Annotated in this window: 15 protein-coding genes; 6 read left to right on the top strand and 9 right to left on the bottom strand. The window is 40.1% G+C overall.

The window, feature by feature from the left end:
- Window positions 1-10: 10 nt before the first annotated feature.
- The 6 genes from pstA to greB all read right to left on the bottom strand — a co-directional run bounded on the left by pstA (window position 11) and on the right by greB (window position 5,893).
- A complete protein-coding gene (pstA, locus tag ACWPWK_RS09080; protein WP_109373688.1) occupies window positions 11-913 on the bottom strand; it encodes a phosphate ABC transporter permease PstA in 903 nt (300 codons plus the stop codon).
- 1 nt (window position 914) lies between these two features.
- The gene (gene pstC, locus ACWPWK_RS09075) at window positions 915-1,874 is read right to left on the bottom strand and encodes a phosphate ABC transporter permease PstC (protein ID WP_109373687.1); all 960 of its coding nucleotides are present in this window, start codon (window positions 1,872-1,874) and stop codon (window positions 915-917) included.
- A gap of 76 nt (window positions 1,875-1,950) precedes the next feature.
- Window positions 1,951-2,991, bottom strand: a complete 1,041-nt coding sequence (pstS, locus tag ACWPWK_RS09070; protein ID WP_109373686.1) for a phosphate ABC transporter substrate-binding protein PstS — start codon at window positions 2,989-2,991, stop codon at window positions 1,951-1,953.
- Between the two features lie 213 nt (window positions 2,992-3,204).
- Window positions 3,205-4,545, bottom strand: a complete 1,341-nt coding sequence (gene envZ, locus ACWPWK_RS09065) for a two-component system sensor histidine kinase EnvZ (RefSeq protein WP_109373685.1) — start codon at window positions 4,543-4,545, stop codon at window positions 3,205-3,207.
- Window positions 4,542-5,264, bottom strand: coding sequence for an osmolarity response regulator transcription factor OmpR (gene ompR, locus ACWPWK_RS09060; protein ID WP_023583230.1), 723 nt, complete (start codon window positions 5,262-5,264; stop codon window positions 4,542-4,544). The genes envZ and ompR overlap by 4 nt, the downstream gene beginning before the upstream one ends.
- A 149-nt stretch (window positions 5,265-5,413) precedes the next feature.
- On the bottom strand, window positions 5,414-5,893 hold the full coding sequence (gene greB, locus ACWPWK_RS09055) for a transcription elongation factor GreB (RefSeq protein WP_109373684.1): 480 nt from the start codon (window positions 5,891-5,893) through the stop codon (window positions 5,414-5,416).
- A 181-nt stretch (window positions 5,894-6,074) separates the two neighbouring features.
- On the opposite strand from greB, the gene ACWPWK_RS09050 reads away from it, so the two are divergent.
- From ACWPWK_RS09050 to hemN, 5 genes are all read left to right on the top strand, one after another.
- Window positions 6,075-8,414 (top strand): Tex family protein, encoded by a 2,340-nt coding sequence (locus tag ACWPWK_RS09050; protein ID WP_109373683.1) that lies wholly within the window; start codon window positions 6,075-6,077, stop codon window positions 8,412-8,414.
- A 487-nt stretch (window positions 8,415-8,901) separates the two neighbouring features.
- Window positions 8,902-9,576: a CsgG/HfaB family protein gene (locus tag ACWPWK_RS09045; RefSeq protein ID WP_100159734.1), complete on the top strand. Its 675-nt coding sequence runs from the start codon at window positions 8,902-8,904 to the stop codon at window positions 9,574-9,576.
- A gap of 23 nt (window positions 9,577-9,599) precedes the next feature.
- Window positions 9,600-9,953: a DUF4810 domain-containing protein gene (locus ACWPWK_RS09040; RefSeq protein WP_109373682.1), complete on the top strand. Its 354-nt coding sequence runs from the start codon at window positions 9,600-9,602 to the stop codon at window positions 9,951-9,953.
- On the top strand, window positions 9,950-10,606 hold the full coding sequence (locus ACWPWK_RS09035) for a DUF799 domain-containing protein (protein ID WP_109373681.1): 657 nt from the start codon (window positions 9,950-9,952) through the stop codon (window positions 10,604-10,606). The genes ACWPWK_RS09040 and ACWPWK_RS09035 overlap by 4 nt, the downstream gene beginning before the upstream one ends.
- An 853-nt stretch (window positions 10,607-11,459) precedes the next feature.
- Window positions 11,460-12,833: an oxygen-independent coproporphyrinogen III oxidase gene (gene hemN / locus ACWPWK_RS09030; RefSeq protein WP_109373680.1), complete on the top strand. Its 1,374-nt coding sequence runs from the start codon at window positions 11,460-11,462 to the stop codon at window positions 12,831-12,833.
- Window positions 12,834-12,931: 98 nt separating this feature from the next.
- Here hemN and glnG read toward each other — a convergent pair whose 3' ends face one another.
- From glnG to glnA, 3 genes are all read right to left on the bottom strand, one after another.
- The gene (gene glnG / locus ACWPWK_RS09025; RefSeq protein WP_109373679.1) at window positions 12,932-14,356 is read right to left on the bottom strand and encodes a nitrogen regulation protein NR(I); all 1,425 of its coding nucleotides are present in this window, start codon (window positions 14,354-14,356) and stop codon (window positions 12,932-12,934) included.
- 10 nt (window positions 14,357-14,366) lie between these two features.
- On the bottom strand, window positions 14,367-15,413 hold the full coding sequence (gene glnL, locus ACWPWK_RS09020) for a nitrogen regulation protein NR(II) (protein WP_109373678.1): 1,047 nt from the start codon (window positions 15,411-15,413) through the stop codon (window positions 14,367-14,369).
- A gap of 183 nt (window positions 15,414-15,596) precedes the next feature.
- Window positions 15,597-17,006: a glutamate--ammonia ligase gene (gene glnA / locus ACWPWK_RS09015; RefSeq protein ID WP_088494326.1), complete on the bottom strand. Its 1,410-nt coding sequence runs from the start codon at window positions 17,004-17,006 to the stop codon at window positions 15,597-15,599.
- Window positions 17,007-17,366: 360 nt separating this feature from the next.
- Here glnA and typA point away from each other — a divergent pair, with 360 nt between their 5' ends.
- Complete coding sequence (gene typA, locus ACWPWK_RS09010) at window positions 17,367-19,202, top strand: ribosome-dependent GTPase TypA (protein ID WP_109373677.1); 1,836 nt, start codon at window positions 17,367-17,369, stop codon at window positions 19,200-19,202.
- The last annotated feature ends 85 nt before the right edge of the window (window positions 19,203-19,287 follow it).

Here is a 19,287-nt window from a genome sequence, read left to right as displayed (position 1 = left end):
ACTTTCTGCGTTAACCGTGCTTGCGTTTAGCAAACAGCACGCGCGCAATAATATTGATAAATAGAACACAGAGGGTGATAAGTAATACGCCAGCCCAAGCAAGCTCTTGCCATTGTGCGAAAGGACTCATGGCGAACTTAAAGATAGTCACAGGTAAGTTAGCTATCGGTTCGTTTAAGTCTGTGCTCCAGAATTGATTTGATAGTGAAGTAAATAACAGTGGTGCAGTTTCACCTGCAATACGTGCAATCGCTAATAACACACCTGTGATAATGCCTGATACCGAGGCTTTTAAGGTGATTTTAGAGATCATCTTCCACTTTGGTGTGCCTAATGCGTAAGCGGCTTCACGCAAGCTATCTGGCACTAACTTCAACATATTTTCAGTGGTACGAATAACAATAGGAATTTGCAGTAACGCTAATGCGATAATTCCAGCCCATCCTGAAAAGTGCTGCATCTGTGCAACAACAATGGTGTAGACAAAGAGCCCAACAACGATTGATGGTGCTGACAGCAAAATATCGTTAATAAAACGGGTAGTTTCAGCAAGCCATGAACGACGACCATATTCAGCAAGATAAATCCCTGCCAGAATACCTAACGGTGTTCCAATAACTGTCGCCCATAAAATTAGTAATCCACTACCGACAATGGCGTTCGCCAATCCACCACCATCAGTATTTGGCGGAGGCGTCATTTCAGTAAAAAGGGCTAACGACATGCCATCAAAGCCTTTTGTGAACGTAGAGAATAAAATCCACGTTAACCAAAAAAGACCAAATGCCATGGTAGAGACTGATAAAAACAGCGCGATACGGTTTTTTTGACGGCGCCAAAGTTGGCGTTTATGGCGTACACGCAATTCACTTTCTGTTTGAACTTGTAATGAAGAAGAGGATGTTTTGGACATATTAACGCGCTCCTTCATTCTTAGATAAACGTAATGTCATAAACTTAGAAATCGCAAGGACGATAAAGGTGATGACAAACAAGATAAGCCCTAATTCCATCAATGCCGCAGTATGTAACCCCGTTTCGGCTTCCGCAAATTCGTTGGCTAATGCAGAGGTAATACTGTTACCTGGCATAAACAGTGAGGCTGAATCTAATTGGTAGGTATTACCGATGATAAAGGTTACCGCCATGGTTTCACCTAAGGCGCGACCTAATCCCAACATGACACCACCAATCACCCCATTACGGGTATAAGGCAGAACGATATTCCAAATCACTTCCCATGTTGTACAACCAATGCCGTAGGCAGACTCTTTCATCATAACGGGAGTCTGTTCAAACACATCACGCATCACAGAAGCAATATAAGGAATGATCATGATAGCGAGGATAACACCCGCAGCTAAGATACCAATACCAAAAGCAGGGCCAGAGAAAAGCTCGCCAACGATAGGAATGGAGGACATCACATTACCTACAGGCTCTTGGAAATAGGTTGCAAAGAGTGGTGCGAAGACAAACAGCCCCCACATACCATAAACAATACTAGGAATAGCGGCGAGTAACTCGATAGCAATACCTAATGGGCGTTTTAACCAGTTAGGCGCTAATTCGGTTAAGAAAAGGGCGATACCAAAACTGACAGGCACCGCAATAACCAATGCGATTATCGAGGTCACAATGGTACCGTAAATAGGCACTAATGCACCAAATTCCTGTGCAGGAGGATCCCACTCTTTCGACCATAAGAATGAAAGGCCGAATTGTTGAATACTTGGCCATGAGGCGAAAATCAGTGAAACAATGATACCTGTCAAAAGCAAAAGCGTAATCAACGCAGCTAGGCGAACTAGTGCGCTGAAAATAACGTCCCCTCGTTTACTAGGGGCCTTTATTACCGTTGTGTGCTCGGCCATAAAGCCTCTTTTAATTTATTACCCCCTGTTTGTCAGGGGGTGAACGTTAACTTATCTCTTAATGGTTGCCGTTTTATTAGTAAATCGGTTTACCATTACTGTCTTTGATACTTGTTTTCCATGCTGCACGAATTTGCTCTACAACTTCGGTTGGCAATACTGCGTAATCTAGGTTTTTCGCTTCCTGATTACCTTTGTCGTAAGCCCAGTTGAAGAAATTCAGTACTTCTTTACCTTTTACGGCATCTTTTTGTGTTTGATGCACTAAGATAAAGGTGGTTGAAGTAATCGGCCATGCGTTTTCACCTTTCTGGTTAGTCAGGTCTTGTGCAAAGCTTTTGCTCCAATCAATTTTTCTTGCTGCGGCACTAAAACTGTCAGCTGTTGGTGCGATTGCCTCGCCATCAGCTGTGACTAATTTAGTATAAGCAAGATTGTTTTGTTTCGCGTAAGCATATTCAACATAACCAATTGAACCTGGTACACGTTGAACGAATGCCGCGATACCATCATTCCCTTTTCCACCTAAGCCTGTCGGCCATTTTACGGTAGAGCCTGCGCCTACTTCATCTTTCCATGCACTATTTACTTTTGATAAGTAGCTAGTGAAAACGAATGATGTACCTGAACCATCAGCACGGCGAATAACCGCGATATTTTGGTCTGGTAATTTTACGCCTGGATTGAGTTTTGTAATGGCAGGGTCATTCCATTTCTGGATCTTGCCTAGATAGATATTACCAATAGTGTCGCCATCTAAGGTCAGTTCACCTGATTTGATACCAGGAATATTTACTGCCATAACAACGCCACCAATCACGGTAGGGAATTGGAATAAACCGTCAGCTTGTAATTTGTCGTCTGCTAATGGCGCATCAGAAGCACCAAAATCAACAGTATTTGCAATGATTTGTTTAACACCACCAGAAGAGCCAATGCCTTGGTAGTTAATTTTGTTACCCGTTTCTTTCTGATAGGAATCTGCCCATTTAGCATAAACTGGGGCAGGGAACGTTGCGCCAGCACCAGTCAGTGAGGTCGTTGCCTGTGCAGAAAGAGCGGTCATTGAAAACGCAGCGGCAATGACACTAGTCAGGGTGGTACGCATCAGTTTCATAATCCCTCCTGTGGGATAGGTAGAATAATTTTCGACATCTATCAACTTCGGTTACGGTACGCACAGACAATAGGTCAGTTTGATGACAATTAAATGTCTTAATTGTGACAGTTTTATGACAAAGTGAAAAAATGATGAAATATTTATAGGAGGAGAGAAATTAGAATGGAAATGGTGTAATAAAATGCACTTCAATATTTGAAATAGAGTGGGCTAATCATTCTCGTCTTCACGTTCTTTTAATGGGAAGTTAGCTCGAATTAATAATCCGCCTTTAACGCTATCATCAAGTTCAACATAGCCGCCGTGGGCATCCATGATACGGCGAATAATGGATAATCCTAAACCCGCACCTGTTGAGCTTCGAGCTTGTTCGCCCTGAACAAAAGGTTGGAAAAGACGTTGTCTATCTTCTTGTGGAATACCAGGGCCATCATCTTCTACTTGAAACCATGCATATTCTTCATTTTTCCCACTTGAAACGCAGACCCAACCATTACCATAGCGATTGGCATTGACAATCATATTGGCAAGGGCGCGTTTTACTGCAATAGGGTTGGCGGTGATATTAATGGGTTCAGAATGAAGATGTTCTTCACTGATTTTTCCTAAATTAGATTCAGCTGAAATGACTTCTTGTAATAGATTATTCATATCACACAGTTCTAAAGACATCTCTTCACCTGTGCGCATATAGTCTAAGAATTGCCCAATAATGGCATCACAATCTTCGATATCTTTATTGATAGAGTCTGCGAGGTAACTATCTTCGGGACTCATCATTTCAGTTGCTAGACGAATTCGAGTCAGTGGTGTACGTAAGTCATGGCTAACACCTGCCATAACAAGCGTTCTATCATTATCCAGCGAGCGAATACCTGATGACATCTGGTTAAAGGCACGAATAATTGAGCGCATTTCAGAAGAGCCAGATTCAGGAATAGGAGGAGGAATAACGCCTTTTCCGATACGGCGCGCAGCGTACTCTACTTCATTAAGTGGGCGGTTTTGAAAACGATTATAAAGCCAGAAAAAAGCGACAACGATAATAATGAAAATAATCGCTTGTCGGTAAACAGGCAGTAAGAAGTTTTGCCCTAATTCAGTGAGTGGAACACGGATCCAAAGTGAGGGGGACATATGCGTATTAACCCATAAAACAGGGTATTCTAGCGTGTTTTCAACCCAGATCTCTGTTTTCCCTCCCAGATATTCAAACATCTGTTCACTTAATTCATCATCGATTTTGGCCCAATAGAGTCCTTCCTCAAGCGCGGCTTCTTTATCAAAGAAAGAGATACCGAGTTCGGTATAGATTTTATTGCGTAAAGCAGGGGAAATTTTTAGCGGAGTGCCGTCTACTAGGATCAGTTCTTCAGGCATTAAAGTGCGTATTTCATACGCTAAAACTTTATTAAATTGCTGAAGGCTTGGCCCAACAATAAGGTGTTGCACAACGATATAACTGGCTATCAAGCTAAAAAAAAGTAGCGAGATAACCAGAAATAACGAGCGTGTCAGTTTATTGTGGGGTGAAAGCCTCAGCCTTCTCATTGAACGCTGGTTCCATCAGGAACGAATACGTAGCCGAGTCCCCAAACTGTTTGAATATAGCGAGGATGCGTTGGGTCTTCTTCAATCATGCGACGTAAACGTGAAATTTGGACATCGATTGAACGCTCCATCGCACTGTATTCACGACCACGAGCAAGGCTCATTAATTTATCACGAGAAAGTGGTTCACGAGGGTGAGATACCAGTACTTTCAATACGGCGAATTCACCACTTGTTAGAGGCATATGCTCTTCTTCGTGGAACATTTCACGCGTACCAAGGTTTAGCTTGAACTTACCAAAAGAGATAATGGCGTTATCTTGTGAAGGTGCGCCAGGCAATTCATTTGCTTGACGACGAAGAACTGCGCGAATACGTGCTAGTAGTTCTCTTGGATTAAAGGGTTTTGAGATGTAATCATCAGCCCCGATTTCAAGTCCAACAATTCTATCAACCTCTTCCCCTTTCGCAGTAACCATAATAATAGGGATAGGGTTGTTTTGGCTTCTTAAGCGGCGGCAAATAGATAGGCCATCTTCACCAGGAAGCATTAAATCGAGCACAATAAGATGAATAGATTCGCGAGTGAGCAGACGATCCATCTGATCGGCGTTTGCAGCAGTACGGATTTGAAAACCCTGCTCTGTCAAATAGCGCTCTAAGAGTGAACGCAGACGTAAATCATCATCCACGATTAGCACTTTATAACTTTCTTGCATTTTTTAAGCTCCCGAAGTGCAAATGCTTTTATTAGCGAATTCTATCATTGATAAGAATATTAAACCAAAACCAAAGAATAAATGTTAATAATTTATAGATAAAACTTGTTCATTAGCCCTAGTAAAGGGGATAAAACTATTTATTTGTCTTATTCTGAATGATATTTGATAGATAATACGCAGTAATTAACTTCACCACCTGGTGTCTGCACGCTAATTTCATCATCAACTTGCTTACCAATAAGCGCTCTGGCAACAGGGGAATCAATAGAAATCCACTGTTTTGCTGGATCAAATTCATCGGGACCCACAAGCCTAAAGGTTTTGACATTTTCGTCATTATCTTCAAGCGTGACCCAAGCACCGAAATAGACTTTTCCTTCTTGGCGAGGATCTGGGTCAACGATTTTTAGTTCATCAAGACGCTTTGATAAAAAACGAACACGCCTATCAATTTCACGTAATCGCTTCTTTCCATAAATATATTCAGCATTTTCTGAACGGTCACCTTGTGCCGCTGCTTCTGAAACCGATTGTGTGACACGCGGGCGCTCTTCTTTCCAAAGATATTTTAGCTCTTTGTCTAAGGCATACCAGCCATCGCGAGTAATATAGTTACTTTTTGCCATTACGAATAAAAACTATCATCAACATTGAATTTCATAAAGGTACTATAGCGTGAATGTTAAAATAATCTGTTAATTTCCTCATAATTGTCGAGCTAGATAGGAAATTTGCCAAATTTTTTTAATGCTCTGCGTGTATAATAGCCATCTTTTTTAACTATTCCTCTCGGTAGGTAAATATTTTATGAATGAATCATTAAGCCGAATTATTGCAGATGAGCTCTCTGTTAAGCCCCAGCAAGTCCTTTCGGCTATAACGTTACTGGATGAAGGGAATACGGTGCCATTTGTTGCCCGTTATCGTAAAGAGGTCACTGGCGGATTAGATGATACGCAATTACGTCAATTAGAAACTCGCCTCGGTTACTTACGGGAACTCAACGATCGCCGCCAAACAATTTTAAAATCAATTGAAGAACAAGGAAAACTGACACCAGAACTGCGCTCTTCAATTAATGAAACTCAAAGTAAAACAGAACTGGAAGATCTCTATCTTCCTTATAAGCCTAAGCGCCGTACTCGTGGCCAGATAGCGATTGAAAATGGATTAGAACCCTTAGCGGATTTACTGTGGAATGAACCACAAAATAATCCAGAAGAAGCGGCAACCGCTTATATCAACGCAGAAAAAGGTGTTGATGACACCAAATCAGCTTTAGATGGCGCACGTTATATTTTGATGGAACGTTTTTCAGAAGATGCGGGATTATTAGCAAAAGTTCGCCAATATTTATGGAAAAATACGCATCTTGTTGCCAAAGTGATTGAGGGTAAAGAAGCTGAAGGGGCGAAGTTTAGTGATTATTTTGATCACCATGAGCCTATCGCTAATATTCCCTCTCACCGCGCATTAGCTATGTTTCGTGGTCGTAACGAAGGTATTCTTCAATTATCACTTAATCCAGATCCGCAATTTGAAGAAGCACCCAAAGAAAGCTACGGTGAACAACTGGTTACAGAGCATTTAGGGTTACGTTTAAATAATCAACCTGCGGATAGTTGGCGTAAAGCTGTCGTAAGCTGGACTTGGCGCATAAAAGTTTTAATGCACATTGAAACCGAATTAATGAGCCAACTACGCGAAAAAGCGGAAGAAGAAGCAATTAATGTTTTTGCACGTAATCTTAATGATTTGTTGATGGCGGCACCTGCTGGCATGCGTGCCACAATGGGGCTTGATCCAGGTTTACGTACTGGTGTTAAAGTTGCAGTTGTTGATAGCACCGGCAAATTAATTGCTACAGATACAATTTATCCACATACAGGACAAGCGGATAAAGCGGCGGCAAGTGTAGCTGCGTTATGTATTAAGCATAATGTTGAATTAGTGGCGATTGGTAATGGTACGGCTTCTCGTGAAACAGAGCGATTTTTTGCTGAAACAGTAAAACGCTATCCAGAAGTGAAAGCGCAAAAAGTGATTGTTAGTGAAGCGGGCGCATCGGTATATTCAGCGTCAGAGCTTGCTGCTAATGAATTCCCTGATTTAGATGTTTCTATCCGTGGTGCGGTTTCTATCGCGCGTCGCTTACAAGATCCTCTGGCTGAACTTGTAAAAATTGATCCTAAATCAATTGGTGTGGGTCAATATCAGCATGATGTTAGCCAAACATTATTAGCGAGAAAACTTGATACTGTCGTTGAAGACTGTGTGAATGGTGTTGGTGTTGATTTAAATACAGCATCAGTACCGTTACTAACGCGTGTTGCAGGGCTTAGCCAATCTATTGCTCAAAATATTATTAGCTGGCGCGATGAAAACGGTCGTTTTGTTGATAGAAAACAGTTACTCAAAGTGGCACGTTTAGGGCCGAAAGCCTTTGAACAATGTGCCGGTTTCCTACGTATTCGAGATGGTAAAAACCCGCTTGATGCTTCAACGGTTCACCCTGAAGCGTATCCTGTTGTTGAAAATATTCTGCAATCTACCCATCAAAAAATTGATGATTTAATGGGTAATAGCGCTTTAATTTCACAAGTAGATGCAAGAGCATTTATTACAGAGCAGTTTGGTCTGCCAACGATTAATGACATTTTAAAAGAGTTAGCAAAACCAGGGCGCGACCCACGTCCAGAGTTTAAAACGGCGACTTTCGCTGAAGGTGTCGAAACGATGAACGACTTAGTTAGTGGTATGATCCTTGAAGGAACTGTGACCAACGTGACTAATTTCGGTGCATTCGTTGATATCGGTGTACACCAAGATGGCTTGGTTCATATCTCTTCTTTAGCAGATCGATTTATTGAAGATCCACATACTGTGGTGAAAACTGGAGATATTGTTAAAGTTAAAGTTCTAGAGGTTGATTTAGCTCGTAAGCGCATCGCACTGACTATGCGTTTAGATGAAGTCGCGGGTGATAGTGATAAAAAACCATCATCATCAAATACCACGAATTCTGTTAGAAATAACAAAGGGCAAAAACCAGCTCGTAATAACCGTCAGCCAATGAATAATGGTAATAATGCAGGAAATAGTGCAATGGGTGATGCTTTAGCAGCAGCTTTTGGGAAAAAACGCTAATCGCTAATAGTGCATTTATTGCTATCGCATTAGTGAGTAAAAAGAACGAAAATAATGAGCGTGATATAATCAATATTGGTTATATCGCGCTTTTTATTACATATGATTTAGATGTTTTCTTTAGATGAAAATATTTATAAGAACTAATTAAATAGAAAAGTAATATAAATTCTCTTCCATTTTTTTATAGGTTTAATTTTAAACTGACTTAAGGGATATTGAAAAAATAATAGATAAAGCATTCTCTGTTTTATCTCTATATTTATTTGTTATTATTTTTATCATCCATCTTCTATTCTCCCCATCGCCGATTGCCTTTATATTATCAAATAAGGGTTGATAACCTTTTAACCTTATTATTACTGGGGTTTTTAAGGGTGACTCCTTGAGCTAAAACTGAAAAGTATTATTTCCGTTTATATCAACTCTACTTCAATTAATAGAATGAATATCTATGGGTTTATTTCACCTTTATTGGGTTATTAATATGAATTTAAATAAATTATCGTTTGGTTTGATCATGATTTCTGCTTCATTACTAGCAGGGTGTGCATCAGAATCTTCACGCTCTTTAGAAGTGGCTAAAGTAGCAACCTATAACACGACTTACACAGGTGCAAAAAGCGCAATTTCTATCGGTAAGTTTGATAACCGTTCTAGTTATATGAATGGGATCTTCTCTGATGGAGTTGATAGATTAGGAAATCAATCCAAAACTATTTTAATGACGCACTTACAACAAACAGGGCGTTTTAATGTATTAGACAGAGCCAATTTATCTGAATTAAAAGAAGAAGCCGGCATTAAAGGGCAAAGCCAACAATTGAAAGGCGCTACTTATGTGATCACTGGCGATGTGACAGAATTTGGTCGTAAAGAAGTCGGTGATCGTCAATTATTCGGTATTTTAGGTCGCGGTAAAACACAGGTTGCTTACGCAAAAGTGAATTTAAACGTTGTGAATGTGAATACATCAGAAGTTGTATTCTCATCTCAAGGTGCGGGTGAATACGAGCTTTCTAACCGTGAAATCATTGGGTTTGGTGGAACAGCAAGCTATGACTCAACACTGAACGGTAAAGTACTTGATTTAGCTATTCGTGAAGCAGTTAATAACTTAGTTGCTGGTATTGAGAGCAATGCTTGGCAGCCTTCAAAATAATACGCTTTTATAAGGATATAACGATGTCTAAATCATTAATAAGCCTTATTTTAGGGGCATTATTACTGACGGGCTGTGCAAGTGGTCCTAAACCACTTTATAACTGGGACAGTTATCAACAAGTGGTATATCAGCACTATCAACAAAGTGAAAGTGACCCTCAAGCACAAATCGATGCATTGAAGAAAAGCATTGAGCTTTCTCGTGCTAAATCATTAGGTATTCCTCCAGGATTACATGCGCATTTAGGGATGTTATACGGTGCGACGGGCGCATTAGATTTAGCAATGGCAGAATTTAATGAAGAAAAAGCACTTTACCCTGAATCAGCAGAATTTATGGATCGTCTGATGAAAAACAAAGGAATGCAAAAATGAGTCGCTTATTCGCTTTAATGTGCTTGGCTTTTGCGTTGGTATTAACGGGGTGCGCCCAACCTGTTAAAACAGATTACACTGCTTTTAAACAGAGTAAGCCAAAAAGTATTCTTGTATTAGTACCTCAAAACCATACAACGGAAGTTGGAGCGGGGCACAGTTTCTTATCTCAAGTGACATATCCTTTGGCAGAAGCGGGATATTATGTTTTTCCTGTTGCTGTCGTTGAAGAGACATTTAAGCAAAATGGTTTATCCATGGCTGGGGATATTCATGCAGTAAGTCCTAATAAACTACGTGAAATCTTTGGTGCTGATGCTGTTTTATACTTAGATATCACAGAGTTCGGAACGACATATCAAATTATTTCTAGTGATACGCGAGTTACCGTTACTGCTAAGCTTGTTGACCTTCGTAATGGTGGCGTGTTGTGGAGTAGTTCTGCAACGGCATCAAGTACCGAAACAGAAGGTTCATCAGGTAGTTTAGTAGGGATGTTAGTCTCAGCTGTTGTGAATCAAATTGTGAATACAGTATCAGACAAAAGCTACCAAATTGCAGGCATAACCAGTGTACGTTTACTTTCAGCAGGAAAGGCGAACGGTATTCTATATGGTCCTCGCTCTCCTAGTTATGGTAAAGAAGCAGAATAAGCAAATGCAATAAAATAAGCATAATAATGAAAAGGCTCTGTTTAATTAATTTAAAATAAGCAGAGCCTTATTTTATTTTCGAAATAATAATTATTCTTATTTGATGTTGGGTAATACTACCTATATTTATCACAGAATAAGTATGAAATAGAGAGTGAATAAAAAAGAGGAGTTGTTATTGAAAGGATAAACCATCCTTGGTTGCCAGTCCGTTTCCTTCCGTGGTTAATAATCCATAATTCGGGTATATAAAAGAGACTGATTAAATAAGAGAAACGTCAAAGAGAATAAGATAAGGTATGGGGGATGCTATCTTTCCTTGTAATATAGCGACCTTTATTCTTTAAATAGTCCTCAAATTTAAATCAAAACACGACCTAGTTGGATATTAATCAATGTTTGTCTCTAGGATATGTAATATTATAATTTAGGTAAAGATATAATTGTTACTATTATTATAATCATCGAATTAAGAGGGAATAAAAGAATAATAAAACTAATATAACGAGATATTTAATTAATTTAAATCGTATTTTGAGTAATATATCGTTTTAAACTCGGCGTAAAAGTTCTCCTCTGATATTTCACGATGAATTAAAGCCACTAACATATTGAATAAACTTAATTTATTTATGAATATCTTTAATGGATAAGATTATTTTTACATAATGTGATTTGCATCACGTCATATATTTGAGTGTTATCACCTATCAATAAGAAGATAGGGATTTATACGATACCTCTTTCGATCATATTCAGTTCCCGATTTATTGGTTACACTATTCTTTCAGATATTCATAATGTCTGTTTGCTGGTATGAGATATCAGCGGTTCACTTTTGGAAGGTAGAGGCATGTCAGAACAAACAATTATTTGGGATCTTGACCTGATCCATAAGTATAACTATTCAGGTCCTCGCTATACATCATACCCAACAGCATTAGAATTTAATCAGCAATATGGCGATGATGATTTTATCAAAGCGTCTCAGCGCTATCTTGAGCGCCCTTTATCGCTTTATATTCATATTCCTTTCTGCCATAAGCTGTGCTATTTCTGCGGCTGTAATAAAATTATTACGCGCCATAAACATAAAGCAGATGAATATCTTGATGTTTTAGAAAAAGAAATTATTAACAGAGCACGCTATTTTAAAGACAGAAAAGTGACTCAAATGCATTGGGGCGGGGGTACACCTACTTTTCTGGATAAGCAACAAATTAGCCGATTGGTTTCGCTATTACGTCACCATTTTCATTTTGTTGATAATGCAGAACTCTCTATTGAGATTGATCCTCGTGAAATTGAGCTAGATGTTATCGACCATCTACGTCATGAAGGATTTAATCGCCTGAGTATGGGGGTGCAAGATTTCAATAAAGAAGTGCAACAAAAAGTAAATCGTGAGCAAGACGAAGCATTTATTTTTGCATTGGTAGAGCGTGCGCGTGAAGTGGGTTTTCACTCTACCAGCATTGACTTAATTTATGGTTTACCTAAGCAAACCAAAGAGAGTTTTGCCTTTACATTAAAACGCGTTATTGAACTATCACCAGATAGATTGAGTGTTTTCAATTATGCGCACTTACCTAATTTATTCGCGGCTCAGCGTAAAATTAAAGATGAAGATCTCCCTTTAGCAGAAGAGAAGTTAGAAATATTACAAGAGACAATTTCTACGCTGACAACAAACGGCTATCAGTTTATTGGTATGGATCACTTTGCTAAACCGGACGATGAATTAGCGGTTGCTCAGCGTAAAGGTATTTTACACCGTAATTTCCAAGGCTATACCACTCATGAAGAGTGTGATTTATTAGGCATGGGAGTTTCTGCAATAAGTATGTTAGGTGATAACTATGCGCAAAATGAAAAAGTATTGAAAGAGTATTATGCGCGCGTTAATAGTGAAGGAAATGCACTATGGCGAGGTTTATCTCTGACTAATGATGATTGTATTCGCCGCGATGTGATTAAAACCTTAATTTGTAATTTTAGTCTGCGTTTTTCTGATATTGAAAAAATGCACAATATTGTCTTCCATGACTATTTTAAAGAAGATTTAGAATTACTTGTGCCAATGAAGAATGACGGTTTAGTTGAAATAACAAAAGACGGTATTCAAGTAACACCAAGAGGGCGCCTGCTTATTCGTAATATTTGTATGTGTTTCGATACGTATTTACGAAATCAAATGCGCCAACGTCAATTCTCGCGTGTAATTTAAATACAACAGATTTAGGCAAGGCGAGAGGCTCGCCGCCTAGTGAACTAGGCTAGAGTCTCTCAACGCAGAATAAAATAAGCAGCAAAGATTAACACGCTCTAATATTCCTCTATTCCTAACTCTTTTAATTTTCGGGTTAATGTATTTCTGCCCCAACCTAATAATCGTGCTGCATCTTGTTTATGCCCTTGCGTATATGCTAAGGCGCTTAGTAAAAGAGTACGCTCAAATTGAGGTAATGCATCTGTTAAGATGTTTTCTTTCCCTTCTCCTAATGCTTCATCTGCCCATAATGAAAGATGCTGTGACCAATGTTGAGAAGCAGAAATTCGACTGATATTTTTTGCTTTTTCATCATGTTGGCGAATTTCTTGTGGTAAATCTTGAGGCATAATCTCTTGGCTTGCCGTCATTACCGTTAACCAGCGACACACATTTTCTAATTGTCTGACGTTACCTGACCAGTTGTATTCCATCATTATTTGTAAACTTTGCTGATGAAGAACTTTGGCTTCGACACCCAATTCTTTTGCTGTTTTTTGCAGAAAATAGCGCGCTAAGCTAGGAATATCTTCGGTTCTATCGCGTAATGGTGGTAACTGAATGCGTATGACATTGAGGCGATGATAGAGATCTTCACGAAAATCACCGGCTTGAACTCGCCTTTCTAAGTCTTGATGAGTAGCGGCAATAATACGCACATCGACTTTTACAGGGGCATAACCGCCTACTCGATAAAATTGCCCTTCAGCAAGGACTCGCAGTAAACGTGTTTGAATATCAAGAGGCATATCACCAATTTCATCAAGAAACAGTGAACCGCCATTTGCTTGTTCAAATCGACCTTGGCGTACTTGAGAGGCGCCTGTAAATGCCCCTTTTTCGTGACCAAAAAGCTCTGATTCAATCAAGTCTTTAGGAATTGCCGCCATATTTAAGGCGATAAAAGGAGAGGACGCTCTTGGACTGTGGCGATGTAATGCATGTGCCACTAACTCTTTTCCTGTCCCCGATTCCCCATTAATGAGCACACTAATTGAGGAGCGAGAAAGCCGACCAATAATACGGTAAACCTCTTGCATTGCAGGTGCTTCACCAATCATATCTGTAACTGATTGTAGCAAGGTTTCATCGGTATTCGGTTGTTTTTGTTCGCGATAATGAGTAATGGCGCGGTCAATTAATGCCAATGTTTCGTCGATATCGAACGGCTTTGGTAAGTAATCAAATGCCCCTTGTTGATAGGCATTAACGGCAGCGTCGAGATCAGAATGTGCCGTCATAATAATAACGGGCAGAGTTGGATATTGTTCTTTAATTATTTTTAAAAGAGATAAACCGTCGATATCAGGCATACGAATGTCTGATAACAATACATCAGGTTGTTCTGTATTGAGTGCATTAAGCACATCATTCGCATGTTCAAAGGCTTTACAAGACATACCTTCACGAGAAATGGCACGTTCAAGTACCCAGCGAATGGAGCTGTCATCATCAACAACCCATACATTTCCTTTTTGCATTGGTTATCTCCTACTTAATTGGTAAATAAATAGAAAATTCAGTATTTCCGGGCCAACTGGTAAATTCAATTTTACCTGCATGTTGATCCACTAAATTACGCGCAATAGAGAGCCCTAATCCATTACCACCTTCTCTACCACTCACCATGGGGTAAAAAAGCGTATCTTGTAGATGAGGAGGAATGCCATCACCGGTATCAATCACATCTATACGCGCAGCAAGGCGGTGACGTTCGCCATGAAGTGTGATTTGAAAAGCCGTACGGGTACGCAAAATAATCGTTCCCCCTGTTTTTTCGACGGCTTGTAAGGCGTTGCGTGTAATATTTAGGAGTACTTGTTCTATTTGATCTGGGTAATGTGATAACTCAGGTAAGCTGGGATCGTAATCTTTTAGCAAGGTGACATTTTCAGGGCATTCGAGCGAAATAAGCTGAGCAACACGCTCAACAACATGGTGAATACTCTGATGTATTTTTGTCCCTGGATGTTGGGGGCCGAGTAATCTGTCTACCAGCACACGTAGGCGATCAGCTTGTTCAATAATGACTTGTGTATATTCCGTTAAAGCTGGATCAGGTAAGGATTTTGCTAGCAATTGAGCCGCGCCCCGTAATCCTCCCAACGGATTTTTAATTTCATGTGCCAGCCCCCTAACCAATTCCCTCGCTGCCATTTGCTGTGCTTGTTGTATCTGCTCTTGGCTTAACCGGCGTTGACTATCCATAGGCGCCAGCTCCAGCAAAATGTGTTGCTCGGAAATAGGTTGGGCACTGAGCGACATTGTGTGTGATTGATTATTTACAACCAATATCACTTCATTGTCGGTAAAGCTTTGTCCATTCGCTAATGTTTCACGCATTAAATCAGCATCAAAAGAGTAATAGCTGAAAAGGGCAGTGAAAGGCGTTTCAAATAATTTTCGACGGCTTTGTGCTAAAACCTGTAACGCAGAATGATTTGCGTAGCAAATAATAAACTCTTTGTTGATAACCAATACAGAGTGTATCAATGAGTCTAAAATTAATGTGTTGTCAGGTAAGTCTGCCGTTTCCATATTGAATACCCCATTGCACCATTTTAGTGCATCTTACCTTTATTACATTAATGAACCAATGCGTAAGTGAAAAGACTGACTCCTTAAATGGGAGAAAAGTGCCCATCCGAAGATGGGCAAAATAGCTTCACGGCAAAAAAAACAGTTTTACATCTAGGCTTAAGTTTTTATCAATAAAAGGTCTTAAGCGCTGTAATACATTTCAAATTCAAGAGGATGCGGAGCCATACGTACACGTTGAACATCAGCACGTAATAATTCTAAATAAGCATCAATAGCATCATCAGTAAATACACCACCGCGGGTTAAGAATTCACGATCTGCATTTAATGTATTTAATGCTTCTTCTAATGAACCTGCGACAGTTGGGATCTCTTTTGCTTCTTCTGGTGGTAAGTCATAGAGGTTTTTATCCATAGCATCACCTGGGTGAATTTTATTGATAATGCCATCGAGACCAGCCATTAACTGAGCCGCAAACGCTAAATAAGGGTTTGCTAAAGGATCTGGGAAACGTACTTCTATACGGCGCGCTTTCATGCTGGCAACCACAGGAATACGAATTGACGCTGAGCGGTTACGTGCAGAGTAAGCGAGCATTACAGGGGCTTCAAAACCTGGGACTAAACGTTTGTAAGAGTTAGTCGTTGGGTTAGTAAATGCATTTAGCGCACGAGCGTGTTTGATAATACCGCCGATGTAATACAGCGCCATTTCAGATAATCCGCCGTATTTGTCACCTGCAAATAGGTTTACACCGTTTTTAGACAGTGACATATGGCAGTGCATACCTGAGCCGTTATCACCCACTAATGGTTTTGGCATAAAGGTCGCTGTTTTACCAAATACGTGAGCTACGTTTTGTACCACGTATTTATAAATTTGGGTTTCATCTGCTTTTTTGGTCATGGTATTAAAGCGAGTAGCCACTTCATTTTGACCCGCAGTTGCTACTTCATGGTGATGAGCTTCAACGACTAAGCCCATTTCTTCCATGATGTTACACATAGTAGAACGAATATCTTGTGATGAATCGACGGGTGGCAGTGGGAAATAACCACCTTTAACCATCGGGCGGTGGCCTTTGTTGCCGTCTTCATATTTGGTATTGGTGTTCCATGCCGCTTCAATATCGTTGATAGCGTAAGATGCGCCGGAAATATCGTTTTTGAAACGAATATCATCAAATAGGAAGAACTCTGGCTCTGGCCCAAACAGTACTGTGTCTGCGATACCACTTGATTTTAAATAGTCTTCAGCACGTTTTGAGATAGAACGTGGGTCGCGATCATAGCCTTGCATTGTGCCAGGTTCTAAAACGTCACAACGAATAATCAGAGTTGGATCTTGGAAAAATGGATCAAGCATTGCGGTTGTTGCATCTGGCATCAGCACCATGTCTGATTCGTTAATGCCTTTCCAGCCACCAATAGAAGAGCCATCGAACATTTTTCCTTCTTCAAAGAAATCATCGTTAACCTGATGAGCCGGAATAGTAAGATGTTGTTCTTTACCGCGGGTATCAGTGAAACGTAAGTCAATATATCTAACTTTATGTTCTTCAATCATGGATAATACATGTTCAAGGGACATAGGAACTCTCCTGGCGAATGGTTTTATTGAGTGCAGTGGCCTTACACATTTTTTCGGTGAATTTTTTGCTCACCTAAATTCTATTGCGAAAAGCATGCCAACTTATCTAAAAAGGGATATATACTGTATTGATGAAGTTTAGTGTAGAATATCTCCTGTGATTTTTTAATTATTGCACAAAGTTGGTGCAAATTAAGCCTAATTAGTTGCACTGTTTTGGTGCAAACGAACGGATGCTACTAAATTCTGAGGCGTGAAAAGGATCACAATTCAATTAATTGCATATTGTTAAGCAATCATTATTGTGATCTTGTTTAGTCTCTCGTCTAAAGCGTGTACAATACTGCGCTTATTTCTACAATGCCTGAGGCAAATTTTGTGATCGAAAACTTGCGTAATATCGCCATCATCGCCCACGTTGACCATGGTAAAACAACTATCGTCGATAAATTACTACAGCAATCTGGTACGTTCGGCGAACGTGAAACCGTTGCTGAGCGCGTGATGGACTCAAATGATCTCGAAAGAGAGCGCGGAATTACTATTCTTGCGAAAAATACAGCGATTAAATGGAATGACTATCGTATCAATATCGTAGATACCCCAGGACACGCCGACTTCGGTGGTGAGGTAGAACGCGTTATGTCTATGGTAGACAGCGTTCTATTGCTGGTTGACGCGATGGATGGCCCAATGCCACAAACTCGTTTTGTGACACAAAAAGCATTTGCTAACAACTTAAAACCAATCGTTGTTATCAATAAAGTTGACCGCCCTGGTGCGCGTCCAGACTGGGTTGTTGATCAGGTATTTGACCTGTTCGTAAACTTAGGTGCAACTGACGAACAACTTGATTTCCCAATTATCTATGCATCTGCATTAAACGGTATTGCGGGAACAGATTACAATGACATGGCTGAAGATATGACTCCGTTATATGAAGCTATTGTCAAATATGTAGAGCCACCAAAAGTTGATCTGGACGGCACATTCCAGATGCAAATTTCTCAGTTGGACTACAACAACTACTTAGGTGTTATCGGTATCGGTCGTATCAAGCGTGGTAAGGTTAAACCTAACCAGCAAGTGACTATCATCGATAGCGAAGGTAATACTCGTAACGGTAAAGTCGGTAAAGTGTTAGGTCACTTAGGCTTAGAACGTATTGAAGTTGAAGTAGCAGAAGCTGGCGATATCATCGCAATTACAGGCTTAGGCGAACTGAATATTTCTGATACGATTTGCGAAACAGGTGCTGTTGAAGCATTACCTGCATTAGCTGTTGATGAACCAACTGTTAGCATGTATTTCTGTGTTAATACTTCACCTTTCTGTGGTCGTGAAGGTAAGTTTGTGACTTCTCGTCAGATTTTAGATCGTCTGAAAAAAGAGTTAGTCCATAACGTAGCATTACGTGTAGAAGAAACTGAAGATCCAGATGCATTCCGTGTATCAGGTCGTGGTGAGCTTCACCTGTCAGTTCTGATCGAAAATATGCGTCGTGAAGGTTACGAATTAGGTGTATCTCGTCCTAAAGTTATCTTCCGTGATATTGACGGCCGTAAACAAGAGCCTTTCGAACAAGTCACTATCGATATTGAAGAACAGCACCAAGGTGATGTGATGCAAGCGATGGGTGAACGTAAAGGCGAAATGCGTGATATGCAACCAGATGGTAAAGGACGTGTACGTTTAGACTACATTATCCCTAGCCGTGGTCTGATTGGTTTCCGTACTGAATTTATGACCATGACATCAGGTACTGGTTTACTGTATGCAACATTCAGTCACTATGATGATGTTCGTCCAGGTGAAATCGGTCGCCGTAATAACGGTGTTATGATCTCTAATGGCCAAGGTAAAGCCGTTGCTTACGCACTGTATAGCTTACAAGACCGCGGTAAATTATTCGTTACTCATGGTGCAGAAGTTTATGAAGGCCAAGTGATTGGTATTCATACTCGCTCTAATGACTTAACAGTAAACTGCTTAACTGGTAAAAAGCTGACTAACATGCGTGCTTCTGGTACTGATGAGGCGACAACGCTGACTCCACACCTGAAACAAACATTAGAACAAGCATTAGAATTTATTGATGACGATGAGTTAGTTGAAGTAACTCCGCAGTCTATTCGTCTGCGTAAGCGTTATCTGTCAGAAAACGATCGTCGTCGTGCTTACCGTAGCAAAGACTAATTCGTTATTCTGATAACATAATTCTTAGGGCGCGTTTAGCGCCCTGAGTTTATACTCGTCATACTTCAAGTTATAGAGGTGTTGG

The sequence above is a fragment of the Proteus sp. Marseille-Q3619 genome (assembly GCF_965283115.1).
This window is presented reverse-complemented; position numbering and strand designations above follow the sequence as displayed.